The following is a 25,989-nucleotide window of genomic DNA, read 5'->3' on the forward strand; positions in this document are numbered from 1 at the left end:
CATTATGCGTGTATTGTGGATTTATTTTTACAGCAATCGTAAAGAAAAAATTACTATACCGTAAAAGCTTTACCACGCTATCGCCGCTTCAGCTAATGTCACATATTGGCTAATTTCAGGAGATTGTTTCGCGACGTGCGTTTTTCGGACGAAAAGCTGCTACCACCTTCTCATCGGTTTCCACATAGGGACCGTCAAGCAGCTGTATACAATACGGTACACTTGCAAAGATGCCGTGAACGAGGACGCTGCCATCTTCTGCTTTCAGGCCCTCCAGCGTCTCTTTGATCGACTTCGGCTGGCCCGGCAGGTTCAGGATCAACGCCTGCTTGCGGATCACACCCACCTGGCGGGAAAGAATGGCTGTCGGAACAAAGTGTAGACTGATCTGGCGCATCTGTTCACCGAAGCCCGGCATTTCGCGATCGGCAATTGCCAGCGTCGCGTCCGGCGTCACGTCGCGGCGCGCGGGGCCGGTTCCACCCGTCGTCAGAACAAGGTGGCAGCTCATCTCATCCACCAGCTCGCAAAGCGTCTGCTCGATGATTGGCTGTTCGTCAGGGATCAGGCGGGTCTGAATGTCAAACGGGGTGGTCAGCGCACTGCCCAGCCATTCTTCCAGAGCGGGGATGCCTTTATCCTGGTAAACACCGCTGGAGGCGCGGTCAGAAATCGACACTAAGCCGATGCGTAAGGTATTCATATCCATTCCATTCAAAGAGTACTGATTAAAGGGAATGATACACGCAGAGAGGAGATTCAGACAGGGTACGAAAGCAGTCGCGTGACCGGGAGCCCGGTCACGCAGAATGATTACAGCAGGTCGCCGATCATTTTTTCCAGTTTGCCCTGGTCAACAGCAAACTTACGGATACCGTCCGCCAGTTTGTCTACAGCCATTGGATCCTGGTTGTGCTGCCACAGGAACTCGGATTCAGTGATGCGCTCTGGGCGTGCTTTCACTTCACCGGTGTAAGACAGTTTACGCTCGAGGGTACCTTCGCTTTCAGCCAGCTCTTTCAGCAGCGCAGGGGCGATGGTCAGGCGGTCACAGCCAGCCAGCTCGATGATTTCACCGACGTTACGGAAGCTTGCGCCCATAACCACAGTCTCATAGCCGTGCTGTTTGTAGTATTCGTAGATTTCAGTAACAGAAACCACGCCTGGATCTTCAGCCGGTGCGTATTCTTTCTTATCGGTATTGGCTTTGTACCAGTCCAGAATACGGCCCACGAACGGAGAAATCAGGTATACGCCTGCTTCTGCACATGCACGCGCCTGCGCGAAGGAGAACAGCAGGGTCAGGTTACAGTTGATACCGTCTTTTTCCAGCTGCTCTGCCGCGCGGATACCCTGCCAGGTAGAAGCCAGTTTGATCAGGATACGGTCGTTGCTGATGCCAGCGTCGTTGTACATTTTGATCAGACGTTTCGCTTTGGCGATAGACGCTTCGGTGTCGTAGGAGAGACGCGCATCCACTTCGGTAGAGATACGGCCAGGAACCAGTTTCAGGATTTCCAGACCGATGTTCACTGCCAGTTTGTCGGTGGCATCCACAACCTGCTGCGCGCGGTCGTTGCTCTGTGCTTTCGCCCAGGTCACTGCGTCGTCAATCAGTTTGCGATACTCAGGGATCTGTGCGGCGTTAAGGATCAGAGAAGGGTTAGTTGTGGCATCCTGCGGCTGGTACAGCTTCATTGCCGCGATATCTCCGGTGTCAGCTACGACAGTGGTGAACTGACGAAGGGAGGTCAATTTATCCGTCATGATAGTGTTTCTCTTTTAACGTGCCCTGGATAATTCACGCTACCGACAGCATGCCTGCAGCGGAAAAATGACAGGTTTACTTGTTAGGGGGATGTAACCGGTCTGCCCTGATGATAACACGACGGAGGGGTAGCGCAACCGCAGACAGTGCGCTTAGGTAGAGTATGGTAAACTCGTAAGATTAACAGGCTGCTAAGCAACAGCATGCCCAATCAGTGGTAGCGCTTACATATTCACATTGGCATCAACAAGAGGGACGTTAATGCCTGATTTCTTTTTCTTTATTAACGAAGTCCTGTGGGGTTCGATAATGATTTACCTGCTTCTGGGAGCAGGTATTTGGTTTACGCTACGCAGTGGGTTTATCCAGTTTCGTTATATTCGCAAGTTTGGCAGAAGTCTGAAAAACAGCGTGACGCCCCAGCCGGGCGGATTAACGTCGTTCCAGGCACTCTGTACCAGCCTGGCGGCACGCCTCGGCAGCGGCAATCTGGCGGGCGTTGCGCTCGCCATCAGCGCTGGCGGGCCAGGCGCGGTCTTCTGGATGTGGGTGACGGCGCTACTCGGGATGGCCACCTCTTTTGCCGAAAGTTCGCTCGCCCAGCTTTATAAAGAGAAAGATAAAAACGGCCAGTTTCGCGGAGGTCCTGCCTGGTACATGGCGCGTGGCTTAGGGATGCGCTGGATGGGCGTCCTGTTCTCGCTTTTTTTACTGCTCGCGTACGGTCTTATTTTTAATACCGTCCAGGCAAATTCTGTCGTCAATGCCTTGAGCTATGCCTTCTCCTGCCCGGAGTGGATCGCCGGTATTGCTTTAGCCCTCGTCGTTCTGCTCACCATTTCTGCCGGTCTCAGGGGCATCGCCCGCCTGATGCAGTGGCTGGTCCCCATTATGGCGCTACTGTGGGTTGTCGCGAGTCTGTTCGTCGCCGCACTGCATATCGAGCTGGTGCCGGGCGTGATGGCGACCATCGTCAAAAGCGCCTTTGGCTGGCGTGAGGTGGCCTCCGGGGCGCTGGGCTACACCTTCAGCCAGGCGCTGATGGCGGGTTTTCAGCGGGGCATGTTTTCCAATGAAGCCGGAATGGGGTCAACCCCCAACGCGGCAGCCGCCGCCTCTTCCTGGCCGCCGCACCCGGCCGCACAAGGCATTGTGCAGATGATTGGCGTCTTTACCGATACCATCATTATCTGTTCCGCCAGCGCCATGATTTTGCTGCTGGCAGGCCCCGTACCGCATTCCCCGGGAACCGCAGGGATACAGCTTCTCCAGCAGGCGCTGGTGAACCTGACCGGCGGCTGGGGCGCGGGGTTTGTCTCACTCATCCTGGTGTTATTTGCCTTCAGCTCAATTGTGGTGAATTACCTCTACGCCGAAAATAACCTTATTTTCCTGAAACTCGACTCTCGCGCCGCAATCGGAACCCTGCGTCTGGCGGTCATACTGATGATCATCGCTGGCTCCTTCCTCAGTATGCCGCTGGTCTGGCAGCTGGCCGATATCATTATGGCGCTGATGGCGATCACTAACCTCACGGCGATCCTGCTGCTCTCGCCGGTTGTGACCCTGATTGCCAGAGACTATCTGCGTCAGCGCAAACTCGGCGTTCCGCCGGTATTTGATCCCGCCCGCTATCCCGATATTAAGGCGCAGCTTGCTCCCGGCACGTGGGATGATTTGCCGCGGCAATAACAGCTATCGATCAATTCAGGGCGATTTTTTGCTAAAGTCGCTCTAAATTTCCTGCAAGGACTGGATATGCTGATTCTGATTTCACCTGCAAAAACGCTCGACTACCAGAGCCCGCTCGCCACCGAGCGCTATACCCAGCCTGAACTGCTGGACTACTCGCAACAGCTGATCCGCGAAGCACGTAAACTCTCTGCGCCGCAAATCGCCTCTCTGATGAGCATCAGCGACAAGCTGGCCGATCTTAACGCGACCCGCTTTCACGAGTGGCACCCGGATTTCACCCCAGCTAACGCTCGCCAGGCCATCCTGGCGTTTAAAGGCGATGTCTATACCGGCCTGCAGGCGGAAGATTTTAGCGAAGCCGATTTCGATTTTGCCCAGCAGCATCTGCGCATGCTGTCGGGTCTGTACGGTGTACTGCGCCCGCTGGATCTGATGCAGCCGTATCGTCTGGAGATGGGTATTCGCCTGGAAAATGCCCAAGGCAAAGACCTGTACCATTTCTGGGGCGATATCATTACTGACAAGCTGAACACGGCGCTACGCGCTCAGGGCGATAACGTGGTGATTAACCTGGCATCCGATGAGTACTACAAATCGGTGAAACCGAAAAAGCTGGATGCGGAGATTATCAAACCGGTGTTCCTCGACGAGAAGAACGGTAAGTTCAAAGTGATCAGCTTCTACGCCAAGAAAGCGCGCGGCCTGATGAGCCGCTACATTATCCAGAACCGTCTGACAAAGCCGGAGCAGCTGACCAAATTTAACAGCGAAGGCTATTTCTTTGACGAGGCGTCGTCGGGGAAAGGCGAGCTGGTGTTTAAGCGCCACGAGCAGTAAAAACAAACCCCGCCAGCTGGCGGGGTTTTGCATTAACGGTGTTTCCAGTCCGGGCCGCGATCGTCGCGGTGGTCATCGTGATGATGGTCATCGTGACGATCGTCATGTTTACGATGCTCGTCATGTGGACGCCAGTGGTTATCACGCCAGTCATAATGCGCCTTCCACCAGTCGTGGTCGCGCCAGCGGCCGCCGTCCCAGTAGTGCCCGTTGTTATCCTGGTCACCAATCTGCAGTTTTACCGCAGGTACGAGGGTAATTTCAGATGCCTGAACCGCCATGGGGGCGACCAGCAGCAGTGAAAGCGCGATGAGTGCAGGTTTCAGTGTAGACACAGGTGACTCCTTATTCTTCTTGCCCAACGTGGGCCGATGTAAGGAGAGTACGTGAAGGGAACGGGGGATGTTATTCTCTGCAATCCTAAACGCTAAGTGACCGCATTTATTGGGAATTTCTACTTTTTTCCTGCTTTATTTCTCCTTAATTTCTTCACAAAAAAGCCGGGTGGCGGCTACGCCTTCCCCGGCCTACGATTAGTTCGTCGTTGTAGGCCCGGTAAGGCGAAGCCGCCACCGGGCAACACAATCACGCACGCGTCATCATCAGCTTACGCAGCGCGGCAAAATCTGCCGGCAGCTCATGAGACAACAGCGGCAGGTCGGCACGCTCGGCCAGCTCTTTCGGCAGCGGCAGCGTTTCGCCCAGGATCGCTTCCACGCTCTCTTTGAACTTCGCCGGATGCGCGGTACCCAGGAACAGGCCATATTCACCCGGATTAAGCTGGTCGCGCAGCGCGCGGTAGGCAATCGCCGCGTGCGGTTCAGAGGTATACCCCACCGCTTTCAGCTCGCGCATGGTCGCTTTGGTGGTTTCATCCGTCACCGCGGCGTAGCCCAGGTCACCCAGACGCCAGATCTTACGGCGGAACAGCTCTTCCACGCGCGGCCAGTTGTTTGGCTGCGACACGTCCATTGCATTAGAGAGCGTCGCCTGCGTGGCGTTCGGCGCCCACTTCCCGTCTTTCAGGAAGCGCGGCACGGTGTCGTTGGCGTTGGTGGCGGCGATAAAGCGTTTCACCGGCAGACCCAGGGATTTCGCCAGCAGGCCCGCCGTCAGATCGCCGAAGTTACCGCTTGGTACGGAAACCACCAGTTGATTACGCGCTTCCTGCGGCAGCTGCGCCACCGCTTCGAAGTAGTAGCAAATCTGTGCCAGCAGACGGCTGATGTTAATGGAGTTTGCCGAGTTCAGGCCCAGGGCCACCTTCAGCTCTTCGTCGTCGAAGGCCTGCTTGACCAGCGCCTGGCAGGCATCAAAATCGCCGTCAATGGCCACGGTTTCAATGTTGCCGCCGAGCGTACAGAACAGTTTTTCCTGCAGCGGGCTGATTTTGCCTTTCGGATAGAGGATCACCACACGAACGTTTTTCAGTCCGTAGAACGCGTGCGCTACCGCCGCACCGGTGTCCCCGGAGGTTGCCGTCAGGATGGTCACCGGTTTGTCGCCGCTGATGTGGGTCAGCATCTGCGCCATAAAGCGGCCACCGAAGTCTTTAAACGCCAGGGTCGGGCCGTGGAACAGCTCCAGACAGCCAACATCAGGCTCAACCTGCTTAACCGGCGCAGGGAAGGCGAACGCCGCACGCACGCGCTCTTCCAGCAGCTCCTGCGGAATTTCATCGCCGATAAACGCCGACAGAATTTTGGTGCTGCGGGTGACAAAGTCCTGCTTCAGCAGCTCGTCGATGTCGGTGAGCTGGAATTCCGGCAGGTCATGGGGGAAGAACAGCCCCTGATTTTTGCCCAATCCCTGCGTTACCGCCTGTGCGAAGCTGACCTGCTCGTTATGATCTTTAAGGTTGTAGAGTTTCATTGATTATCCCAGTACTCGTGCGCCAGCCGTGTCCAGACGGCAAATATGAACAAAGCCTTCCTGATTTTGCAGGTAGTGTTTAGAGAGCCAGTCCGCCACGCGCTGCGCGGTGTCAGGCTTGTCGCACAGGGCGAACAGCGTCGGGCCGGAGCCGGAGATGCCGCACGCCTGCGCGCCGATATCCATCGATGCCTGTCGCGCCTCGTTAAAGCCAGGCAGCAGCTTCGTGCGATACGGCTCGGCAATGACGTCCTTCATCAGTTTTGCCGCCAGCTGTGGCTGACGGGTGTAACAGGCGTGGATGAAGCCCGCCAGATGACGCCCATGAGCGATACAGTCCTGACGACGATACTGTGCAGGCAGGATGGCACGCGCTTCCGCGGTAGAGACTTTAATGCCCGGATAGGCCAGCACCCACAGCCACTCATCAAACCCTGGCACCTGCTGGCTGATGATGCCATTTTCTTCAATCATCAGCTGCATACCGCCGAGGAAGCACGGCGCCACGTTGTCATAGTGAATGCTGCCGGAGATGCGCCCTTCCAGCTCGCCCATTAACCCCAGCAGGCGGTTGTTGTTCAGCGGCTTGCCGCAGTGCTCGTTCATCGCCACCAGCGCGGCGACCACCGAGCAGGCGCTGGAACCCAGACCCGAGCCAATCGGCATACTTTTTTCCAGCGTCATGGCGACCGGCACGTTTTTGCCGATCTCCTGACAGAAGCGTTCCCAGCACTGATAGACGATATTTTCGCGCGGCTCAGACGGCAGTTTGCTGGCGAAGCGGCCCACGTTATTCAGGCTGAAGCTGTCTGCCGCTTCCACCGTGACCGTATCGCCCAGCAACGAACCATCCACCGGCATCACCGCCGCACCCAGCACGTCAAATCCGACGCTCATATTCGCGCTGGAAGCCGGGGCATAAACTTTGACCATGTTAAACTCCTAACTTCCATGACAGGGTACGCAGCAGATCGGCAAACACACCCGCCGCCGTAACATCGTTCCCTGCGCCATAGCCGCGAAGCACCAGCGGCAATGGCTGATAATAGTGGCTGTAAAACGCGAGGGCGTTTTCGCCGTTTTTGACTTTGTACAGCGGGTCGTTGCCATCCACTTCGGCAATCTTCACCCGGCACACGCCATCCTCTTCAATGTTGCCAACATAGCGCAATACCTTACCTTCATCACGGGCTTTCGCAACGCGCGCGGCAAAAGCGTCGTCAAGCTGCGGCAAACTGGCCATAAAGGCAGCGACATCACCGCTGCTGTCAAATTCTGCCGGCAGTACCGGCTCAATCACGATATCGGAAAGCTCAAGCTCGCGGCCCGTTTCACGCGCGAGGATCAGCAGCTTGCGCGCCACGTCCATACCGGAAAGATCGTCACGCGGATCGGGCTCGGTATAGCCCAGCTCACGCGCGGCACGGGTCGCTTCTGACAGGCTCATCCCTTCATCCAGCTTGCCGAAGATAAACGACAGCGAGCCGGAGAGAATGCCGGAGAAACGCTGCAGTTCGTCACCCGCGTTCAGCAGGTTCTGCAGGTTCTCGATAACCGGCAGGCCGGCACCCACGTTAGTGTCATACAGGAACTTGCGGCGCGACTTGCTCGCCGCCAGACGCAGCTGGTGATAGTAATCCATCGACGAGGTGTTGGCCTTTTTGTTCGGCGTCACCACGTGGAAACCTTCGCGCAGGAAGTCCGCGTACTGATCGGCCACCGCCTGGTTCGACGTACAGTCGACAATCACCGGGTTAAGCAGGTGGTACTCTTTCACCAGACGGATCAGGCGGCCCAGGTTGAACGGTTCTTTCGCCTCGTTCATCTCGGCCTGCCAGTTCTCCAGGTTCAGACCGTGAACGTTGGTGAGTAGCGCTCTGGAGTTGGCAATCCCACAGACGCGCAGATCGATATGTTTCTTCTTCAGCCACTCCTGCTGACGCTTCACCTGCTCCAGCAGCGCGCCGCCCACGCCGCCCACGCCAATCAGGAACAGCTCGATGACCTGATCGGTGTTGAACAGCATCTGGTGAACCACGCGTACGCCGGTGGTGGCGTCATCGTTGTCCACGACAACAGAAATTGAACGCTCAGACGAGCCCTGGGCAATCGCCACGATATTGATATTGGCGCGCGCCAGCGCGGCAAAGAACTTGGCGGAGATACCGCGCAGCGTGCGCATACCATCGCCTACCACAGAGATAATCGCCAGACGCTCCTGAATAGCGAGCGGCTCCAGCAGCTCTTCTTTCAGCTCCAGGTAGAACTCTTCCTCCAGCGCGCGGCGGGCGCGCAGGCAGTCAGCCTGCGGCACGCAGAAGCTGATGCTGTATTCGGAAGAGGACTGGGTAATCAGCACCACCGAGATACCGTTGCGGGACATGGCTGCAAAGACGCGAGCCGCCATGCCGACCATCCCTTTCATCCCCGGGCCGGAGACGCTGAACATCGCCATGTTGTTCAGATTGGAGATGCCTTTCACCGGCAGACCATCCTCATCGGTACTCGCGCCAATCAGCGTACCTGGCGCCTGCGGGTTACCGGTGTTTTTAATCAGGCAAGGGATCTGGAACTGGGCAATCGGGGAGATGGTACGCGGGTGAAGCACTTTGGCGCCGAAGTAGGAAAGCTCCATCGCTTCCTGGTACGACATCGACTTCAGCAGTCTGGCATCGGGTACCTGGCGCGGGTCGCAGGTATAGACGCCGTCGACGTCAGTCCAGATCTCACAACAGTCCGCGCGTAAACAGGCGGCCAGCACGGCGGCGGAGTAGTCGGAGCCGTTACGGCCCAGCACTACCAGCTCGCCCTTCTCGTTACCGGCGGTGAAGCCTGCCATCAGGATCATATGGTCAGCAGGAATTTTGCTTGCGGCAATACGGCGGGTTGATTCGGCAATATCAACGGTGGATTCGAGGTAGTGGCCCACCGCCAGCAGTTTTTCAACCGGATCGATCACGGTCACGCTATGACCGCGCGCTTCCAGCACGCCGGCCATGATGGCGATAGAGAGTTTTTCGCCCCGGCAGATCAGCGCCGCGTTGATGCTGTCCGGGCACTGGCCGAGGAGGCTGATGCCGTGCAGGACGTGTTTGATTTGCGCGAATTCCTGCTCAACGAAGGACTTCAGCTGAGCGTGCGGGAAGCCAGGCAACGCCTCTGCCAGCCCTTGCAGTAAGTCAGCAAAGATACGCTCTGCGTCGCTGATGTTCGGGAGTGCATCCTGACCACCGATGGTTTTTTCAATCATCGCCACCAGATGGTTCGTGATTTTTGCCGGGGCAGAGAGCACGGTTGCAACCTGCCCCTGCCTGGCGTTGCTTTCCAGGATATCGGCAACACGCAGAAAACGTTCTGCATTTGCCACTGATGTACCGCCGAACTTCAACACTCGCATGGTTCTACCTCGTTTCCTTTAGCCGAAAAAAAAGCCCGCACTGTCTAGGTGCGGGCTTTTTTTTGTTTTTCCTGTACGCGTCAGCCCGCATCGTTACCTGTGGTAATGATGATGGTTGTAGTAATGGTGGTGATGCTGATGCGTTTCATGGATGTTGTGTACTCTGTCATTATTATCTGTCTGTGCTGTATTCTTTTAGGGTTAAAGGATCGGGCACCTTAAGTCAACGAATTTTTAATTTGATCACAATTCGGGAGACTCTCACGTCCCGCTGCTTGCAGATTTATTTTCATCCGATTCGCCCAGGTGCAACCCTTCCGGACAGACTTATTCGCCATAGTAAAAACTTATGGCAGTATTTTACTCGGCCAATTTTTTTTCAATATCGTGCAGCAAACGGTGCAGCATTGCGGTGTCCCGCTGTTCAAGTCGCCCAAGACGCTGCTGCAGCCAGTCAGCCATTTTTTGATCGTCCGCCACTCCCAGCTGAGATAACAGTTGCTCAACGCGCGCCCGCAGCGCAGCCAGCTGATTTTCATTCGCCCGTTCTGCCTGAGGTTGGGGGATTTGTATTAGGGAGGCTAATTGATAGCAGTAGACCATGACCGCCTGGCCTAAATTCAGAGAGGGGTAATCGGCTACCATCGGCGCACCGGTGAGAACGTCAGCCAGTTCCAGCTCTTCGTTGGTTAACCCGGAATCCTCGCGACCAAACACCAGCGCGGCCTTCTCCAGCCACTGGCTTTTCTCTTCCAGCATGGGCACCAGTTCAGCAGGGGTGGCGTAGTAATGGAACTTCGCCCGGCTGCGCGCAGTGGTCGCAACGGTAAACGAAATGTCGTGCAGCGCATCTGCAAGCGTCGCGTAAGTGGTTATATTATCGAGAATATCGCCCGAACCATGTGCCACCCAACGTGCCGCAGGCTCCAGGTGAGCCGTGCTGTCCACGATACGTAAATCGGTAAAACCCATGGTCTTCATGGCACGCGCGGCAGCGCCTATATTTTCTGCTCTGGCTGGGGCAACCAGTACAATCGACAGATGCATTTATGCTCTCTTTTTAATCAGTTAGCGGGTAAAAATGTGATGCGCTTCAACATATTACGCAGCGCGAATTTACAAAATTGCAACACAAATCACCGAAATAGCGTTTCATAACAAATTAAAAACGCTAAACTATTCCTTGTCTGAACAATCAGTTAGAATGTTAACAGAACACTATTATCCCTATGTTTTATAATGATAATGGCGATGTGAATACCCTATTCTGATTGGATTCACTTCGTTTATAAATCAATGTCCGCAACTAGTTGGTTTATTGAAAAATTGTGACAAAGGCTAGCATTCGGCTACGATGATTTCATCAAACTGTTAACGTGCTACAATTGAACTTGATATATGTCAACGAAGCGTAGTTTTATTGGGTGTCTGGTGTCACTTAGCCTGTTATGTTGCTGTTAAAATGGTTAGGATGACAGCCGTTTTTGACACTGTCGGGTCCAAAGGGAAAGTACCCAAGACCAAGCTAATGATGTTGTTGACGTTGATGGAAAGTGCATCAAGAACGCAATTACGTACTTTAGTCACGTTAAGCCGATCATGTTAATTTGCGACATGCATCAGGCAGGTCAGGGACTTTTGTACTTCCTGTTTCGATTTAGTTGGCAATTTAGGTAGCAAACATGCAGACCCCGCACATTCTTATCGTTGAAGACGAGTTGGTAACACGCAACACGTTAAAGAGCATTTTCGAAGCAGAAGGCTACGATGTCTTTGAAGCGACCGATGGCGCAGAGATGCATCAGATCCTTTCTGAAAATGATATCAACCTGGTGATCATGGATATTAACCTGCCGGGCAAAAACGGTCTTCTTCTGGCGCGCGAACTGCGCGAGCAGGCGAACGTCGCGTTAATGTTCCTGACGGGCCGTGATAACGAAGTTGATAAAATTCTTGGCCTGGAAATCGGTGCGGATGACTACATCACCAAGCCGTTCAATCCTCGCGAGTTAACCATTCGTGCACGCAACCTGCTGTCCCGCACCATGAACCTGGGTACGGTCAGCGAAGAGCGTCGTAGCGTAGATAGCTACAAATTCAACGGCTGGGAACTTGATATCAATAGCCGTTCGCTGATTAGCCCGAACGGTGAGCAGTATAAACTGCCGCGCAGTGAATTCCGCGCGATGCTGCACTTCTGCGAAAATCCGGGCAAAATTCAGTCCCGTGCAGAGCTGCTGAAGAAAATGACCGGCCGTGAGCTGAAACCACACGACCGTACCGTAGACGTCACCATCCGTCGTATTCGTAAGCATTTCGAATCTACGCCAGATACGCCGGAAATCATCGCCACGATCCACGGCGAAGGGTACCGTTTCTGCGGTGACCTGCAGGAGTAATCCCGCAGTTAACGCATTAAAAAACGGCGCATTTGCGCCGTTTTTTTTATTTCCAGATCCGCATCGTATCGTTATCGGGCTCTGCGGGCGGTTCAGGTCGCTTCGGCTGAGAGAGCGAGTACCAGTCGAAATGCCGGGTCAGGTACATCACGGCGAACAACGCCAGCGCGAGAACCGCTGACCCCAACAGCAGCGCACTGTCCTCCGAGCGCAGCAGGAACCACATCACGACATCCAGCCCGAGTAGTGCCAGCACGAACAGCCCGCTGCGTTTCCAGCTTTTCAGCACGGCCTGCAGGTACATTCCGTTCATCGCTGCGCCAACCAGACTTGCAACAATCCAGGCTGGCGTAAACCCGACGTGTTCAGACAGTGCCAGCAGCACCAGATAGAACAGGACCAGCGACAGCCCTACCAGCAGATACTGCATCGGGTGAAGGCGTAATCCGGTTAAGGTTTCAAAGACAAAGAAGGCCATAAACGTCAGCGCAATCAGCAAAATGGCGTACTTGATCGCACGGTCAGTCAGCTGATACTGATCGGCGGGCGTCGCTACCGTGACGCTAAAGGCCGGGAGCGCCTCCCACTCCGGCGACTCCTTGTCGTAGAACCAGCTCTCAAGGTTATTTGCAAACCAGCTGCTCTGCCAGTTCGCCTGGAAACCAGACTCGCCTATCTGATGCTTAACGGGGAGATAATCGCCCATAAAACCCGGATGCGGCCAATTGCTGTTGAGCGTCATTTCGCTATTACGCCCTACCGGTACCACCGCAAAACTGCCGGTTCCCGCAAGACTGAGGGACATCTCAAGCGCAAACGTTTTGGCTTCCAGCGCTTTGTCGGTCAGCGGGATGTGGATCCCTGCAAGCGCCCCGTAGACACCTGAACCGGGTTCCACGCTTAGCGTCTCACCATTGATTTTAGAGATACTGACCGTGCCAATACCCCGCGCGTCGCCAACGCCCGTCACGATAAACGGCTGCCCTGTCGCGATCGTTTCCCCTTTCAACTGCTTCAGCGCTTCGGTATTAAACTGCGCTTTTATCTTCAGGTCAGTGTTCCAGATTTGCCCGTCATAGATGCCAATATTTCGGGACTCCACGCGCTGGTTCCCTTCCACAACCAGAGAGTCCGGCAGAATGAAATGCATATAGCTTTTCTTGTATTCGACCTTCTTATCGTCCTCTATCTTGTAAAAGATCTCCGTCACCGGAATGGCAATCAGCGGGCCGACCAGTTTTTGCGGTCCGCTGGTGCTCTGGCGAAGCGTATTTTCGACATCGTTACGATAGCTTTCACGCTCTGAAATGAGGTTACTGACCATAAACAGCGGGACTAACAGCAGCAGGATGCACCCCAGCAGGGTGCTAATTTTCCAGAACAGGGGGGATTTCATCATTACGTCTCCTTTGTGATGAGGAGAGCGTAACCAGGCTGTGTGGGGTCAGTTTGAAGTTATGTGAAGGGACGGTGAAGTGTCAGCGTGGCCATCACGCCCCCTTCCTCACGATTGTGTAAATCGATCTCTCCCTGATGCAGACGCGCCACCTCCTGAACAAAAGCCAGCCCGAGTCCGCTGCTCTTCAACCCGTTCTCGCGCGGCAGGGAATAAAAGCGCTCAAAAATACGCGCCAGCGCGTAATCCGGGATCCCGCTTCCGCTGTCGGTGACGATAAGCTGTATCTGCCCGTGCTCTTCCCGGGCCGCCAGTTCAATGGCGCCGCCCTGCGGCGTAAAATCGATAGCGTTATCCAGCAAATTGCCAAGCGCCTGTTCGAGCAGGTCGGGATCGCCTTCAACATGAAGCGAAACGGGCTGGAGGGTCAGCACAATCTCTTTTGCCGCCAACAGCGCCGAGCGCGCATCGGCAAGCCGCGTAAACAGCAAGTCGACACGGACAATCTCAGGCGTAATCTCGACCCGATTTTCAAGCCGCGCCTGGGTGAGCAGTTTTTCAACCAGCGACTGCATGCGCGCATTTTGTACCAGAATATTATCGATAAACCGCGCGGCCACCTGCGGCGGCGGCTGCTCGGAGAGAATTTCCGCCGCACCGCGAATCGCCGCGATCGGGCTTTTCAGCTCGTGGGTCAGCGCATGGACATAGTGTTCAATGTAGTTTTTCCCTTCCAGGCGGATGCGCATATTTTCCAGCGCCTGTGCCAGCTTGTGCAGTTCGCTACTGCCAGGATTAGGCAGCGGGAGAGGCGTATCAGTGGTCACCGAGTCGGCATAGCGCGATAACGTACCGATAGATCGATTGATCCACCACGCCACAACAAGGCCAATCAGCAGGGCAATGCCGAGCAGCGCCCCACCCGCCCAGAGGATCCGCCGCTCGCTGCGATGGATAACCGGTGCCATCGCGCTGTTAGGTTTCCCCACCGACAGCACGCCTATAATCTTACCCTGATCCACAACCGGCGCGGCCACATACATCACCGTGCTCTCCGGATCGTCGGGGTTACTCTGGGTGCTACGCGCACCGTATTCGCCGCGAAGCGTCAGCCAGACATCGTTCCAGCGCGAGTAATCTTGACCCACGGCCAGACCCGCGGAATCAAACACGACGCGGCCCTGCGCATCGGTCATGTAGACGTGATACTCGTTACGCACTTTGTGAATCCCGCCGATATTGGCGCGGAAAGGGCGCTGATGAAGCTGAGAAAAGGCCTGCGCCAGTTTACCCTGCTGCGCGTTGCCCGAGAGGAGATCCTCACGCCCAACTTCGGCCAGTAAGGTCGCGGTATCGATCAACGTGCCCTCGGTTGCCCTGCGCACGCCGGGCTTTACTTCCTGAACAAAGATCGACAGCACAAACCACGCGGCGATGGCCACGATCAGGAAGTATCCCAGCAATAACCGCATCCCAATGCGCATCAGTAAAGGCCCAGACTGTAGCCCATACCGCGATGGGTGCTGATGGGTGATAGTTCCTCGTTCACCGCCCGCAGCTTGGCGCGCAGGGTTTTGATGTGGGTGTCCACGGTACGGTCGAAACTGTCGCCGTCTTCCCCCCACACCTTGTCCATGAGCTGCTGACGAGAAAAGACCCGACCGGGAGCCTGTAACAAGGTTTTGAGCAGCAAGAATTCGTAGCGGGTTAGGGGCAATGCTTCACCGCACCAGCTGATTCGCGCGGCAGGCTCGTTCAGTTCAAACTGTCCGATACGAACAATCTCTGTTGGCGCGGCGGATTTTTGCATCCGTCGTAAAATTGTTCTTACCCGGGCGCACACTTCTCGCGGAGAGAAGGGCTTGGCGACATAGTCGTCAGCGCCCATTTCCAGGCCAAGCAGCTTGTCTACCTCATCACTGCGCGCCGTCAGAAACAGCACAGGCAGTGAGGGATGCTGCGCCAGCAGCTGGCGGCAAAGCTCAAATCCACTGATGTCCGGCAGCCCGACGTCCAGAATGGCGAGCGCCGGAACCTGCCGCCGCGCCTCCTCCAGCACGGGTAAACCGCGTTCAAACGCCTTTACCGCGAATCCTTCCTGCTGAAGCATGTAGATCAGCGTATCGGCGATACTGGTTTCGTCTTCAACCAGCCAGACCACAGGTTGTTGCATGATTCATCCCTGAATTAATGCCACGGCATAATCGGCACCGCGCTGATCGCGTTTTTCGGTGAGCCTTCCACCACTTTGTCGGAATAGGCCAGGTAAGCCAGCGTATTGCGTTTCGCATCGTAGAAACGCACAACCTGCAGCTTTTTGAACACCAGCGAAGTCCGTTTCTGGAATACCACGTCGCCCTGCGCTTTGCCGTTTTTAATTTTATCGCTCAACTCCACCGGCCCCACCTGCTGGCAGGAAATCGCCGCATCGGAGGTATCTTCCGCCAGTCCCAGCCCGCCTTTGATACCGCCCGTTTTCGCACGGCTGACGTAGCAGGTGACGTTTTTCACGTCCGGATCGTCAAACGCCTCCACCACAATTTTGTGGTCCGGGCCAAACATTTTGAACACGGTATCGACGGAGCCAATCTGTTCTGCCTGCGCCGCGCGCCCGACCATCAGCATCAACGCGGTGAAGATCAAAGTCTTGTATTTCATATTGTTACCATTCTTTAAAATTACACTGAGCGATTATTCAACACTTTAGACAAAAATGTAGCAAGATCACAGGATTAGAATATATCTGCCTGTAATGTGCTCTAAAAAGCATGAATGCGCAAAAAAAACACTGAATGCTAAAACATCAAAAAATGCTATTATCCGCTAACCTGTTATCAGGCACCTGCTGTTTTAAGGATGAGGATAGTATATGGATCAGGCTGGAATTATTCGCGACCTGCTCACCTGGCTGGAAGGTCATCTCGACCAGCCTTTGTCACTGGATAATGTGGCGGCTAAAGCAGGCTATTCCAAGTGGCATCTGCAAAGGATGTTCAAGGATGTCACCGGTCATGCTATCGGGGCCTATATTCGCGCGCGCCGTTTATCGAAATCTGCTGTGGCCTTGCGCCTGACCGCGCGGCCGATTCTGGATATTGCCCTGCAATATCGTTTCGATTCGCAGCAGACCTTCACCCGCGCCTTTAAAAAACAGTTCTCGTTGACGCCAGCGCTTTATCGTCGCTCGCCTGACTGGAGCTCGTTTGGTATGCGTCCACCGCTGCGTCTGGGCGAATTCGCGATGCCGAAGTACGACATGATTACACTGCCGGAAACCCATCTGATCGGCACGACGCAGAGCTACTCCTGTTCACTGGAGCAGATTTCTGAGTTCCGTCATCAGATGCGCGTCCAGTTCTGGCGCGACTTCCTGAGCCACGCACCGGCGATCCCACCAATCCTGTATGGTCTCAACGAAACGCACCCAAGCCAGGAAAAAGACGACGAGCAGGAGGTGTTCTACACCACCGCGCTGACGCCAGAGATGGCCAATGGGTACATTCAGGGTTCGAAGCCTGTCGTGCTGGAAGGCGGCGAATACGTGATGTTCTCGTATGAAGGACTGGGGACGGGCGTTCAGGAGTTCATCCTGACCGTTTACGGGACCTGCATGCCGATGCTGAATCTGAATCGCCGTAAAGGTCAGGACATTGAGCGCTACTACCCGGCGAAGGATGCCAAACCGGAAGAAGGCCCAATCAATCTGCGTATGGAATTCTTGATTCCGATACGTCGTTAACGCTGCAGTTCGTCAAGCGCAGGGGCATCGAGATGCGAAATGTCCCCTGCCATCTCCACTACCCAGCCCGACGCCAGCCACGCGCTTTCCTGATAATCAATCCGGGAAATGGAGCAGTTGCGCAGACGCAAACGGCGCTCGGCGTAAGCCGGTAACCCCAGAATGGTGCTCACCAGGCAACCCAACGCAATCCCGTGACTCACCAGCAGCGGACGGCTTCCCGCCGGAAGCTTCAGGCATTCCGCCAGTGCGGCATGCATGCGAACGCTGAGCTCCTGCATGGATTCACCTTCAGGAATACGGCCATCTTCGGTACCGTTCACCAGCGTGCGACGCCAGCCCTCCTCCGTTTCCGTCAGCGTATCGATATGGCGTTTTTCCAGCACGCCCATATCCAGCTCGCGCAGGCGCGGCTCCAGCATGACGTCACAGCCGCAGGCATCTGCGATGATGCGCGCCGTCTGCTGTGTGCGACCTAAATCGCTGGTAATCACGTGGGTAATCCCCAACGTCCTGGCGCGTTCCGCCACCTGCCACGCTTGCTGCACACCCTTCTCAGTGAGAGGACTGTCTGACTGGCCTTGAATACGTCGCTCGGCGTTCCACTGCGTTTCACCGTGGCGAACAAGGTATACCTGTAACATGCTTTTTTTCCGTTATACTGCGATGAGTTTTTTTTGAATCGAGCTTAATTATGCACCATGTTGTCTCTGCTACCACTAATCCTGCCAAAATTCAGGCAATTCTAAGGGCATTTGACGAGATCTTCGGCACAGGATCCTGCCATATTGAGGCCATCGGCGTCGAGAGTGGCGTTCCTGAACAGCCGTTTGGCAGCGAGGAAACGCGCGCTGGCGCACGAAATCGCGTGGCAAACGCTAAGGCCGCAGCACCGGATGCTGACTTTTGGGTAGCGATTGAAGCAGGTATTGACGAAGGCGCAACCTTTAGCTGGGTAGTGATCGAAAGCCGCGAGCAGCGCGGTGAAGCGCGTTCGGCCACCCTGCCGCTGCCGGAGATCATTCTGGAAAAAGTCCGTGCGGGTGAAGCGCTCGGGCCGGTGATGTCGCAGTACACCGGCATCGATGAGATTGGTCGTAAAGAAGGGGCGATTGGCGTCTTTACCGCAGGCGCGCTGACGCGTTCAGGCGTTTACCACCAGGCGGTGATTTTGGCGTTAAGCCCGTTCCATAACGCGATTTATCGTTGATCGCTTAATAAGACTGACTCGAGCCACTGGCGCAGCTCAACCGGTGCCGACTTCAGGCTGTTTGAGCCGCGGGTGATCGTTGCAATGCCCGCGCCGAGCTCATTTTTCAGCTCTCGCTGGCTCATCTCACCGCGCAGCAACTCTTCAATGATCCGCACGCGCGTGCCCAGCGCCTCACGCTCGTCCGGCGTGAGCATCAGCTGCATAAGGGGTAAATGCAGATCCTGTTCGTAAGACTGGCGAAGCAACTCCACAAAACGAAGCCACTCCAGATAACGTTGTTCGGCCATTGCCGAGGAATACGGGGAATGCTGGGTCATGTTATGCTGCCTCTTGTACTCTTTAACGAGTACAGCATAACACAACCCACGCCGATCAGTAACGTCTCTGCCACTCGGCATCGCTCATCAGGGTATCTTTCTGCCCCATGAAGTAGCGATAGTAGGCGTCATAGGCCAGCACGTTCTTCACGTAGCCGCGCGTTTCCGAGAACGGGATGCTCTCGACAAACGCCACGGCGTCGATGCGTCCGGCGCTGTTGCCGAGCCAGGTCCGCACCCGTCCAGGCCCCGCGTTATACGCCGCCGAAGAGAAGATGCGGTTATTGCCAAACTGCTGATACACGTACTGGAGATAGCTGGTACCGATGTTGATATTGGTATCCGGATCCAGGAGCTGTGACGGGCTGCTGTACCCGGGAATATTAAACATCTTCACCGTGTGCGTCGCCGTGCCCGGCATAATCTGCATAAGACCGCTGGCACCCACCGGGGAACGGACTTTCGGGTTCCAGGCGCTCTCCTGACGGGCAATCGCCATCGCGTAGCTTTGCGGGATATCTTTACCGCTGGTATAGCGATCGAAAAGATCTTTGTACGCCAGCGGGAAACGCTCTTCCAGATGATCCCAAAGCTTACCGGCGATCGTCGCCTGCACGCTGAGATCCCACCAGTGATTATCAAACGCATAGCGGGCGAGCTGGGCTTTCTCATCGGTGGTGCGGCTGGTCACCAGATTCGCCCACTCGCTGCGCGCGGTGTTATCCATATTCCAGTACATCAGCTCGCGAACGCGCGCCATTTCTGGCCCCTGCGTCAGCGCCGGGCTCACGTTAGCGGGCGCTTTATCAATGCGGAAGGTGTACTCCTCACCCAGACGCTGCGCGGCTGCCATCGGGTAAAACCCGCGCTGCTGCATCAGCGTATGGAGAATCTCTTTAGCTTCATCATCACGACCGCGCTCCATCAGCAGATCGGCCTGCCAGTAGCGCCATTCGTCCTTCTCTTTGGCCTCCATTGGCAACCGCGCGAGCCAGGTATTGAGCCCACGGCGATCGCCCGTGCCCAGCGCCATGCGCACGCGGCGCTCGACAAGCGAGGTCGAGTTTGAGCGCATGATCGCATCGTCACGCCAGCGCGCCTGTTCATCGGTCACGTCGGTGCCCATCAGTCGCCACGCCACGATGTCGCGCAGCTCCTGGGTTTGCTCCTCATTGAGCTGCTGCGCCTGCACCAGCTGCGGGATCATCAGCCGTGCGTTTTCCACATCGTCACGCGCGACGCTGGCAAAGGCCACCGCTGCCATCTGGCGGGTAAAATCGGTCGCGCCCGTACTGCGGGCAAAGGTCAGCACGCTGTTCGGATCGTTTGCCAGCGAGATAACCGCGGTGGAGATCGTCTGGTAATCGGATGGCATCTGCCCCGCCAGCGTGGTCACCAGACGCGTGTTACCGGCTTTCATCGCCAGACGGATGCGCTCAAGGTAGGACAGCGGGTCCTGCTTGCCGGAAGCACGCCAGGCGCCAAACAGGGAATCACAGGCGTTCGGCTGGTTTTTCCCGGTCAGCCAGAGCTCTTTCGCCCCGGTCCAGGCCTCTTCCTGCTGGCCGGTCGCCCATTTCGCGTAGTAATAGTTACACTGGGCTTCGGTGGCGTTCGGTTTTTCAGGGCTAAACGCCAGCAGTCCGCGCCAGTCTTCGCGACGCGCCAGCTCATTCACAAAACGAGACTGGAGATTTCGGGCTGGCGGCAGGGTCGGGTTCGCCTGAATGAAGTTATTCACGGTGACGGTAGGCTGGTTCATCAGATCGTCCGTGATCTGGCGATACTCCAGATACGGATACAGCGGATAATCCTTTAGCGTCGGCATCAGCGCCTGCACGGTATCCATCTGCTTGTTGTCCCACGCCTGTTTAATCTGAGCGTAGCGATTACGTTGTTCATCCAGTGAATCGGCATGCACCGCCTGGCTTACCGCCATTACGCATACGCTGGCAGCCAGCAGACGCCAGACCACCCGTTTGGCTTTTTCCACAAGCTCTTCCTCATTGTTTTTTCGTCAATTGCAGCGTCTTGCCACGTCAAAGTCTAATTAACTTATGCTAACCAGGCATCCTTCAACGCGCCACGTCATGGACACTTTTTTACCTTTCTTGCGCGTTTTAACACTCCCAACGTTCCTGGCTGGGATTAGGACGTGAAAAAGGCTACACTTCGAGGCTGAAATTCCTTCTCATTACGATAAAAGAGGCGAAGTCCAACGTGGCTCAATTCGTTTATACCATGCATCGTGTCGGCAAAGTTGTCCCGCCGAAACGTCATATTCTTAAAAATATCTCGCTGAGCTTCTTCCCGGGCGCAAAAATCGGTGTTCTGGGTCTCAACGGTGCCGGTAAGTCCACCCTGCTGCGCATCATGGCCGGGATTGATACAGACATCGAAGGTGAAGCCCGTCCGCAGCCTGGCATCAAGATTGGTTACCTGCCGCAGGAACCTCAGCTGAACCCGGAACACACCGTTCGCGAATCCGTTGAAGAAGCGGTTTCCGAAGTGGTTAACGCCCTGAAAGGTCTGGATGAAGTGTATGCCAAATACGCCGAGCCGGATGCGGACTTCGACAAGCTGGCCGCGCAACAGGGCAAGTATGAAGAGATCATCCAGGCGCACGACGGTCACAACCTGAACGTGCAGCTGGAGCGCGCGGCTGATGCCCTGCGTCTGCCGGACTGGGATGCGAAAGTTGAGAAGCTCTCCGGGGGTGAACGCCGCCGCGTGGCGCTGTGCCGCCTGCTGCTGGAAAAACCAGACATGCTGCTGCTCGACGAACCGACCAACCACCTGGATGCGGAATCCGTGGCGTGGCTGGAGCGCTTCCTGCACGACTTCGAAGGCACCGTGGTGGCGATTACCCACGACCGTTACTTCCTCGACAACGTCGCAGGCTGGATCCTGGAGCTGGACCGCGGTGAAGGTATTCCGTGGGAAGGCAACTACTCCTCCTGGCTGGAGCAGAAAGATCAGCGTCTGGCGCAGGAAGCTTCTCAGGAAGCGGCGCGTCGTAAGTCTATCGAGAAAGAGCTGGAGTGGGTTCGTCAGGGCGCGAAAGGCCGTCAGTCTAAGGGCAAAGCCCGTCTGGCACGCTTCGAAGAGCTGAACAACACCGAATACCAGAAACGTAACGAGACCAACGAACTGTTTATTCCACCTGGAGCACGTCTGGGGGATAAAGTGGTTGAAGTTACTAACCTGCGTAAGTCCTACGGCGACCGTCTGCTGATTGACGACCTGAGCTTCTCCGTACCGAAAGGCGCTATCGTTGGCATCATCGGTCCGAACGGCGCGGGTAAATCGACCCTGTTCCGCATGATGTCCGGTCAGGAACAGCCTGACAGCGGCTCTATCACCCTGGGTGAAACCGTGAAGCTGGCCTCCGTTGACCAGTTCCGTGACGCAATGGATAACAGCAAAACCGTATGGGAAGAAGTCTCCGGCGGTCTGGATATCATGCGTATCGGCAACACCGAGATGCCAAGCCGCGCCTACGTTGGCCGCTTTAACTTCAAAGGCACCGACCAGGGCAAACGCGTGGGCGAGCTGTCCGGCGGTGAGCGCGGTCGTCTGCACCTGGCGAAGCTGCTGCAGGTGGGCGGTAACGTTCTGCTGCTCGATGAACCAACCAACGACCTGGATATCGAAACCCTGCGCGCGCTGGAAAACGCTCTGCTGGAGTTCCCGGGCTGCGCGATGGTTATCTCGCACGACCGCTGGTTCCTGGACCGTATCGCGACCCACATTCTGGACTACCAGGATGAAGGTAAGGTGGAGTTCTTCGAAGGTAACTTCACCGAATACGAAGAGTACAAGAAACGCACGCTGGGCGCCGACGCGCTGGAGCCGAAGCGTATTAAGTACAAGCGTATTGCAAAATAAAAGCAAAACGGCAACTTCGGTTGCCGTTTTTTATGTTTGTTCCCTCTCCCCGTGGGAGAGGGTCAGGGTGAGGGCATCAGGCCGTACAAAATCACCCACCCACGTAATACCGCTTCACCTCATCAAACTGCATGGCAAAGTCGATATAGCTCATCAGCGCCGGCGAATTCAGCTTACGGCTCGGGTAGGCCAGCCACAGATCGTTTCCTTCGACGTTCCACTCAGACAACACCTGAACCAGCGCCCCCTTCTCGACCTTATCTTCCAGTAAAAAAGCAGGTAACAGCGTGATCCCCGCACCGGCAATCGCACACTCACGGGCGTACACCAGATTATCGGTCATGTGCGCGTTATCCGGCAGATAGCGATAATCCTCGCTCTCGCTTCGCAAAAGCCACTCCGACCACGCCCGGTGCGTAATGCAGCGGTGCTCCACCAGTTGACGAGGATGCGTTAACGGTTCCCGGCGGGCCAGATAGTCCGGCGAAGCCAGCATATGGCGCGGGCAGTGTCCGATCATCCGGCCTATCAGGGAGGAGTCCTGCGGCTTGCCGGTGCGCAGCGCCACGTCAAAACCAGACTCGACCAGATCCACCACGTCATCAGAGATCGACACATCCAGCGAAACGTCAGGATAGCGAAGCTGGAACTCGGCATTCATATGCGCCAGCAGCGTCGCCCCAATCCCCGCCGGACAGGTGATGCGCAGCCGCCCGCAGGGGTTTTCGCGCAGCCGCTGAATGGCGTACTCTGCCCGCTCGCTGGCCGCCAGCATCTCGCGACAGTGCACCAGATAGTGCTCGCCCGCAAACGTCAGGCTGATCCTGCGCGTGGTGCGATTGAGCAGGCGGATACCCACCTGCTGCTCCAGCTGGCTGATGCGCTGGCTGATGCTGGATTTCGGCAGTTCGGCCTTCTGAGCGGCAGCGGTAAAGCTGCCCATCTCTGCCACCAGCGCGAACAGCGCCATATCCTGCAGCTGTTTAAACATGATTGTTCATCCTGTACGAACGCTGAGTTCTTGATTGTCCATCTTATCATGCAGCTGACCGCTTAATAGACTAGCCTCAACAAAACGCATTCCATTGAGGAGCACACCATGTCTGTTAAAGCCATTGCCGTTAATCCAGCGAACCCCTCCACTTTTATTGAAATCACCCCGCCGATGCCACAGCCTGGCGAGAACGATCTGCTGGTGGAGGTGAAAGCCGTCTCCGTTAATCCGGTCGATACCAAAGTCCATGCGGGCATTGCCAGGAACGAGCTGAACGAGCCACGCATTCTCGGGTGGGATGCCAGCGGGATCGTCAAAGCCGTTGGGGCTGGCGTCACGGGATTCAAACCGGGGGATGAAGTGTGGTATGCGGGCGACATCACCCGCCCGGGCAGCAACACCACACATCAGCTGATTGATGCGCGGATTGTCGGGCACAAACCGGCGAACCTCGGCTGGGCGGCTGCCGCTGCACTGCCACTGACCGCCCTCACCGCGTGGGAAGGTCTGTTTGAACGGCTGAACATTCAGGATGCCGGGGCGGATAAAACGCTGCTGATCATCGGCGGTGCCGGAGGAGTGGGATCGCTGGCGATCCCGTTTGCAAAACACAACAGCAAAGTCAGGATAATCGCCACTGCATCGCGGGAGGATTCTGCCCAGTGGTGTCGGGATCGTGGTGCGGATGTCGTCGTAAGTTACCGCGATCTGAAAGGTGAACTGGCGAAACAGGGGCTCACCTTTGTGGATTACATTTTCATCCTCAACGACACAGACGGGCACTGGGATGCGGTCAGCGAACTGATTGCGCCTCAGGGACATATCTGTTCCATCGTTGAGAATGCGCATCCGCTGAACCAGGACAAGCTGAAGTCCAAATCCGCCGCCCTGCACTGGGAATTTATGTACACCCGCAGCATGTATCAGACGCCGGATATGGCGCGTCAGGGAGAGATCCTCAATGAGGTGGCGAAGCTGGTGGATAACGGCGTGGTGGAAAGTTCGCTGAGTGAAACGCTGCACGGGCTGAGCGTGGAAAGCATTACCGAGGCGCACCGTAAGGTGCTGGAGGGGCATATGCGGGGGAAAGTGGTGGTTGAGTATTGAGTGGTTTGTTCCCCTCACCCCTGCCCTCTCCCCAAAGGGGCGAGGGTGTAATCGTTCCCTCTCCCCTGTGGGGAGAGGGTTAGGGTGAGGGGTAAGTTTTTTACCCCTGCTCCCCCATCATCTCCTTCACCAGCTCGACGCAGCGCAGGAAGCGGGAGTCGTAGTCCGACTCTTCCACATGCACAAACTCAACGTTGTTCACATTGAGCATCTCCACCAGCATGGTCTGAAACTCTCGCCTGTCCACGGAGCTGCCGAGGCTGCGCATGCCATCAGCGACCCAGGGGGTGTTGTTTTCCAGCAGGATCACCAGGTCAAAGCGGTATTCGTCAATCAGCGCCTGCACGAACGGGTGCTCGCGACCTTCGTATTTTTTACAGAACGCCTGCGTGGTGACGAAGTCGGTATCGATAAACGCCACCTTGTTGGCATATTTCACTGCAAAATCAATATACTGAGCGTGACCAAGCGCGATTTTGTCGTAGTCGGAATATTGCAGTGCCATCTCGTCGCCGCCAAGGTGCGAGAAGACATAATCGCGGCCATACTCCCACGCGCTGGTGGTATTGAAGATGTTCGCCAGCTTGTTGACCAGGGTTGATTTACCGCTCGACTCGCCGCCCAGGATCGCAACGGTACGCACAAAGAACGGCTTCACTTCGGTCGGGACGTAATCCCAGTAGCGGAACGGGTTTTCGCGGATCTGCGCCCCGCTGATGTTCATAAAGGTACGCTTCGGATCGATCAGCACCGTCTCAATACCCAGATGCTCGCGGAACTGCGGCGCGTCGGACTCTTCAGAGGTGTAGATCCAGTTCGGCGCAATACCCTTCTCTTCCATAAAAGCTTTGATGCCGTTACTCCACACGTCCCAGCCGTGCGGATACGGCTCCATGCCCTCTTCGTTAAAGGCATGAATGCGAATATTTTTCTGGTATTTAAACGTCTGGAGCAGCCAGCGCAGGCGGTCCGGCACGGTGGGCTGCTGCGACATGGCGCTGTCTTCAAACAGCTGACGATCGCGGGTTTCGTCGTAGCCCATGATGATGTGCAGCTCGTCAACCTGGCTACAGGCGCGCTGGATCAGATAGATATGCCCGGTATGCAGCGGGTAAAACTTACCGAACACCACGCCGATGTTCTTTTGCATACGCGGGAATTCCAGCCCCAGAAAGCGGTGCAGCGCTTCCAGCTTCTGCGCGCTGGGGCTTTTGATTTTGGCGTTCAGCAGTTGGCTCAGGTAGCCTTTGGTCATGCCGCTGGCGTCCGCCACCTGCTGCAGCGTGCAGCCCTTCTGGCGAATTGCGGTCTTGATGTAGTCAAATGATGACATAAATTACGGTGCCTCCTGCAAAATCGAATACGTA

Annotated in this window: 25 protein-coding genes and 1 other annotated feature; of the genes, 7 read left to right on the forward strand and 18 right to left on the reverse strand. The window is 56.0% G+C overall.

Going from position 1 to position 25,989, the window contains the following annotated elements; genetic code table 11:
* Nucleotides 1-115: 115 nt before the first annotated feature.
* Together mog and tal are read right to left on the reverse strand one after the other, a co-directional pair.
* Nucleotides 116-703 carry a molybdopterin adenylyltransferase gene (gene mog, locus FU672_RS14015; protein ID WP_023310343.1) on the reverse strand — a complete coding sequence of 196 codons (588 nt, stop codon included), beginning with the start codon at nt 701-703 and terminating at the stop codon, nt 116-118.
* A 110-nt stretch (nt 704-813) separates the two neighbouring features.
* Nucleotides 814-1,767 (reverse strand): transaldolase, encoded by a 954-nt coding sequence (gene tal, locus FU672_RS14020; RefSeq protein WP_023334458.1) that lies wholly within the window; start codon nt 1,765-1,767, stop codon nt 814-816.
* 262 nt (nt 1,768-2,029) lie between these two features.
* Here tal and FU672_RS14025 point away from each other — a divergent pair, with 262 nt between their 5' ends.
* Both FU672_RS14025 and yaaA read left to right on the forward strand, forming a co-directional pair.
* On the forward strand, nt 2,030-3,460 hold the full coding sequence (locus tag FU672_RS14025; protein ID WP_148243676.1) for an alanine/glycine:cation symporter family protein: 1,431 nt from the start codon (nt 2,030-2,032) through the stop codon (nt 3,458-3,460).
* Nucleotides 3,461-3,526: 66 nt separating this feature from the next.
* Nucleotides 3,527-4,300, forward strand: a complete 774-nt coding sequence (gene yaaA / locus FU672_RS14030) for a peroxide stress protein YaaA (RefSeq protein WP_148243677.1) — start codon at nt 3,527-3,529, stop codon at nt 4,298-4,300.
* A gap of 32 nt (nt 4,301-4,332) precedes the next feature.
* Here yaaA and FU672_RS14035 read toward each other — a convergent pair whose 3' ends face one another.
* The 7 genes from FU672_RS14035 to yjjY all read right to left on the reverse strand — a co-directional run bounded on the left by FU672_RS14035 (nt 4,333) and on the right by yjjY (nt 11,156).
* The gene (locus tag FU672_RS14035; protein WP_148243678.1) at nt 4,333-4,635 is read right to left on the reverse strand and encodes a DUF2502 domain-containing protein; all 303 of its coding nucleotides are present in this window, start codon (nt 4,633-4,635) and stop codon (nt 4,333-4,335) included.
* A 250-nt stretch (nt 4,636-4,885) separates the two neighbouring features.
* Nucleotides 4,886-6,172 (reverse strand): threonine synthase, encoded by a 1,287-nt coding sequence (gene thrC / locus FU672_RS14040; RefSeq protein ID WP_148243679.1) that lies wholly within the window; start codon nt 6,170-6,172, stop codon nt 4,886-4,888.
* Between the two features lie 3 nt (nt 6,173-6,175).
* Nucleotides 6,176-7,105, reverse strand: a complete 930-nt coding sequence (thrB, locus tag FU672_RS14045) for a homoserine kinase (protein ID WP_148243680.1) — start codon at nt 7,103-7,105, stop codon at nt 6,176-6,178.
* A gap of 1 nt (nt 7,106) precedes the next feature.
* Complete coding sequence (thrA, locus tag FU672_RS14050; protein ID WP_148243681.1) at nt 7,107-9,569, reverse strand: bifunctional aspartate kinase/homoserine dehydrogenase I; 2,463 nt, start codon at nt 9,567-9,569, stop codon at nt 7,107-7,109.
* A gap of 24 nt (nt 9,570-9,593) precedes the next feature.
* Nucleotides 9,594-9,711 (reverse strand) — a sequence feature (Thr leader region).
* Nucleotides 9,650-9,718, reverse strand: coding sequence for a thr operon leader peptide (gene thrL / locus FU672_RS14055; RefSeq protein ID WP_015572623.1), 69 nt, complete (start codon nt 9,716-9,718; stop codon nt 9,650-9,652). Its footprint overlaps the feature before it by 62 nt.
* A 211-nt stretch (nt 9,719-9,929) precedes the next feature.
* On the reverse strand, nt 9,930-10,616 hold the full coding sequence (locus FU672_RS14060) for a tRNA/rRNA methyltransferase (RefSeq protein ID WP_148243682.1): 687 nt from the start codon (nt 10,614-10,616) through the stop codon (nt 9,930-9,932).
* Nucleotides 10,617-11,015: 399 nt separating this feature from the next.
* Nucleotides 11,016-11,156: a YjjY family protein gene (gene yjjY, locus FU672_RS14065; RefSeq protein WP_085928893.1), complete on the reverse strand. Its 141-nt coding sequence runs from the start codon at nt 11,154-11,156 to the stop codon at nt 11,016-11,018.
* A 95-nt stretch (nt 11,157-11,251) separates the two neighbouring features.
* Here yjjY and arcA point away from each other — a divergent pair, with 95 nt between their 5' ends.
* Entirely contained in the window at nt 11,252-11,968 is a 717-nt protein-coding gene (gene arcA, locus FU672_RS14070; protein WP_003856501.1) for a two-component system response regulator ArcA, read from the forward strand.
* 46 nt (nt 11,969-12,014) lie between these two features.
* Here arcA and creD read toward each other — a convergent pair whose 3' ends face one another.
* Genes creD through creA form a run of 4 tightly spaced genes read right to left on the reverse strand, consistent with a single transcriptional unit; the run spans nt 12,015 to nt 16,022 of the window.
* Complete coding sequence (gene creD, locus FU672_RS14075; protein WP_148243683.1) at nt 12,015-13,367, reverse strand: cell envelope integrity protein CreD; 1,353 nt, start codon at nt 13,365-13,367, stop codon at nt 12,015-12,017.
* 56 nt (nt 13,368-13,423) lie between these two features.
* Complete coding sequence (gene creC, locus FU672_RS14080) at nt 13,424-14,848, reverse strand: two-component system sensor histidine kinase CreC (RefSeq protein ID WP_148243684.1); 1,425 nt, start codon at nt 14,846-14,848, stop codon at nt 13,424-13,426.
* Nucleotides 14,848-15,537 carry a two-component system response regulator CreB gene (gene creB, locus FU672_RS14085; protein ID WP_148243685.1) on the reverse strand — a complete coding sequence of 230 codons (690 nt, stop codon included), beginning with the start codon at nt 15,535-15,537 and terminating at the stop codon, nt 14,848-14,850. Before creB ends, creC begins: the two co-directional genes overlap by 1 nt.
* Before the next feature lie 14 nt (nt 15,538-15,551).
* Nucleotides 15,552-16,022 carry a protein CreA gene (creA, locus tag FU672_RS14090; protein WP_032642647.1) on the reverse strand — a complete coding sequence of 157 codons (471 nt, stop codon included), beginning with the start codon at nt 16,020-16,022 and terminating at the stop codon, nt 15,552-15,554.
* A gap of 211 nt (nt 16,023-16,233) precedes the next feature.
* On the opposite strand from creA, the gene robA reads away from it, so the two are divergent.
* On the forward strand, nt 16,234-17,103 hold the full coding sequence (robA, locus tag FU672_RS14095; RefSeq protein ID WP_148243686.1) for an MDR efflux pump AcrAB transcriptional activator RobA: 870 nt from the start codon (nt 16,234-16,236) through the stop codon (nt 17,101-17,103).
* On the opposite strand, the gene gpmB is transcribed toward robA, so the two are convergent.
* Nucleotides 17,100-17,747 carry a 2,3-diphosphoglycerate-dependent phosphoglycerate mutase GpmB gene (gene gpmB, locus FU672_RS14100; protein WP_008502057.1) on the reverse strand — a complete coding sequence of 216 codons (648 nt, stop codon included), beginning with the start codon at nt 17,745-17,747 and terminating at the stop codon, nt 17,100-17,102. The two genes, robA and gpmB, sit on opposite strands and share 4 nt — an antisense overlap.
* 50 nt (nt 17,748-17,797) lie before the next feature.
* Here gpmB and yjjX point away from each other — a divergent pair, with 50 nt between their 5' ends.
* Nucleotides 17,798-18,313: an inosine/xanthosine triphosphatase gene (gene yjjX, locus FU672_RS14105; RefSeq protein ID WP_148243687.1), complete on the forward strand. Its 516-nt coding sequence runs from the start codon at nt 17,798-17,800 to the stop codon at nt 18,311-18,313.
* Here the strand turns inward: yjjX and trpR are convergent.
* Both trpR and sltY read right to left on the reverse strand, forming a co-directional pair.
* Nucleotides 18,304-18,633 (reverse strand): trp operon repressor, encoded by a 330-nt coding sequence (trpR, locus tag FU672_RS14110; protein WP_148243688.1) that lies wholly within the window; start codon nt 18,631-18,633, stop codon nt 18,304-18,306. The genes yjjX and trpR overlap by 10 nt on opposite strands.
* A 55-nt stretch (nt 18,634-18,688) precedes the next feature.
* On the reverse strand, nt 18,689-20,626 hold the full coding sequence (gene sltY / locus FU672_RS14115; protein WP_148243689.1) for a murein transglycosylase: 1,938 nt from the start codon (nt 20,624-20,626) through the stop codon (nt 18,689-18,691).
* Nucleotides 20,627-20,853: 227 nt separating this feature from the next.
* Here sltY and ettA point away from each other — a divergent pair, with 227 nt between their 5' ends.
* The gene (ettA, locus tag FU672_RS14120) at nt 20,854-22,521 is read left to right on the forward strand and encodes an energy-dependent translational throttle protein EttA (protein ID WP_148243690.1); all 1,668 of its coding nucleotides are present in this window, start codon (nt 20,854-20,856) and stop codon (nt 22,519-22,521) included.
* 91 nt (nt 22,522-22,612) lie between these two features.
* On the opposite strand, the gene FU672_RS14125 is transcribed toward ettA, so the two are convergent.
* On the reverse strand, nt 22,613-23,512 hold the full coding sequence (locus FU672_RS14125) for a LysR family transcriptional regulator (RefSeq protein WP_148243691.1): 900 nt from the start codon (nt 23,510-23,512) through the stop codon (nt 22,613-22,615).
* Nucleotides 23,513-23,620: 108 nt separating this feature from the next.
* Here FU672_RS14125 and FU672_RS14130 point away from each other — a divergent pair, with 108 nt between their 5' ends.
* Nucleotides 23,621-24,622, forward strand: coding sequence for a zinc-binding alcohol dehydrogenase family protein (locus FU672_RS14130; RefSeq protein WP_148243692.1), 1,002 nt, complete (start codon nt 23,621-23,623; stop codon nt 24,620-24,622).
* 100 nt (nt 24,623-24,722) lie between these two features.
* Here FU672_RS14130 and nadR read toward each other — a convergent pair whose 3' ends face one another.
* Nucleotides 24,723-25,955 (reverse strand): multifunctional transcriptional regulator/nicotinamide-nucleotide adenylyltransferase/ribosylnicotinamide kinase NadR, encoded by a 1,233-nt coding sequence (nadR, locus tag FU672_RS14135; RefSeq protein ID WP_148243693.1) that lies wholly within the window; start codon nt 25,953-25,955, stop codon nt 24,723-24,725.
* Nucleotides 25,956-25,989 lie beyond the last annotated feature (34 nt).

The organism is Enterobacter asburiae (assembly GCF_008080435.1).
Lineage (GTDB): Bacteria > Pseudomonadota > Gammaproteobacteria > Enterobacterales > Enterobacteriaceae > Enterobacter > Enterobacter asburiae_C.

Excerpts from the sequence above, each read along its gene's own strand:
- creA (WP_032642647.1), bottom strand. The coding sequence starts at position 16,022 with ATGAAATACAAGACTTTGATCTTCACCGCGTTGATGCTGATGGTCGGG.
- creB (WP_148243685.1), bottom strand. The coding sequence starts at position 15,537 with ATGCAACAACCTGTGGTCTGGCTGGTTGAAGACGAAACCAGTATCGCC.
- thrB (WP_148243680.1), bottom strand. The coding sequence starts at position 7,105 with ATGGTCAAAGTTTATGCCCCGGCTTCCAGCGCGAATATGAGCGTCGGA.
- gpmB (WP_008502057.1), bottom strand. The coding sequence starts at position 17,747 with ATGTTACAGGTATACCTTGTTCGCCACGGTGAAACGCAGTGGAACGCC.
- FU672_RS14130 (WP_148243692.1), top strand. The coding sequence starts at position 23,621 with ATGTCTGTTAAAGCCATTGCCGTTAATCCAGCGAACCCCTCCACTTTT.
- nadR (WP_148243693.1), bottom strand. The coding sequence starts at position 25,955 with ATGTCATCATTTGACTACATCAAGACCGCAATTCGCCAGAAGGGCTGC.
- FU672_RS14125 (WP_148243691.1), bottom strand. The coding sequence starts at position 23,512 with ATGTTTAAACAGCTGCAGGATATGGCGCTGTTCGCGCTGGTGGCAGAG.
- trpR (WP_148243688.1), bottom strand. The coding sequence starts at position 18,633 with ATGACCCAGCATTCCCCGTATTCCTCGGCAATGGCCGAACAACGTTAT.
- tal (WP_023334458.1), bottom strand. The coding sequence starts at position 1,767 with ATGACGGATAAATTGACCTCCCTTCGTCAGTTCACCACTGTCGTAGCT.
- yjjX (WP_148243687.1), top strand. The coding sequence starts at position 17,798 with ATGCACCATGTTGTCTCTGCTACCACTAATCCTGCCAAAATTCAGGCA.
- thrC (WP_148243679.1), bottom strand. The coding sequence starts at position 6,172 with ATGAAACTCTACAACCTTAAAGATCATAACGAGCAGGTCAGCTTCGCA.
- creD (WP_148243683.1), bottom strand. The coding sequence starts at position 13,367 with ATGATGAAATCCCCCCTGTTCTGGAAAATTAGCACCCTGCTGGGGTGC.
- FU672_RS14025 (WP_148243676.1), top strand. The coding sequence starts at position 2,030 with ATGCCTGATTTCTTTTTCTTTATTAACGAAGTCCTGTGGGGTTCGATA.
- yaaA (WP_148243677.1), top strand. The coding sequence starts at position 3,527 with ATGCTGATTCTGATTTCACCTGCAAAAACGCTCGACTACCAGAGCCCG.
- arcA (WP_003856501.1), top strand. The coding sequence starts at position 11,252 with ATGCAGACCCCGCACATTCTTATCGTTGAAGACGAGTTGGTAACACGC.
- mog (WP_023310343.1), bottom strand. The coding sequence starts at position 703 with ATGAATACCTTACGCATCGGCTTAGTGTCGATTTCTGACCGCGCCTCC.
- thrA (WP_148243681.1), bottom strand. The coding sequence starts at position 9,569 with ATGCGAGTGTTGAAGTTCGGCGGTACATCAGTGGCAAATGCAGAACGT.
- FU672_RS14060 (WP_148243682.1), bottom strand. The coding sequence starts at position 10,616 with ATGCATCTGTCGATTGTACTGGTTGCCCCAGCCAGAGCAGAAAATATA.
- creC (WP_148243684.1), bottom strand. The coding sequence starts at position 14,848 with ATGCGCATTGGGATGCGGTTATTGCTGGGATACTTCCTGATCGTGGCC.
- robA (WP_148243686.1), top strand. The coding sequence starts at position 16,234 with ATGGATCAGGCTGGAATTATTCGCGACCTGCTCACCTGGCTGGAAGGT.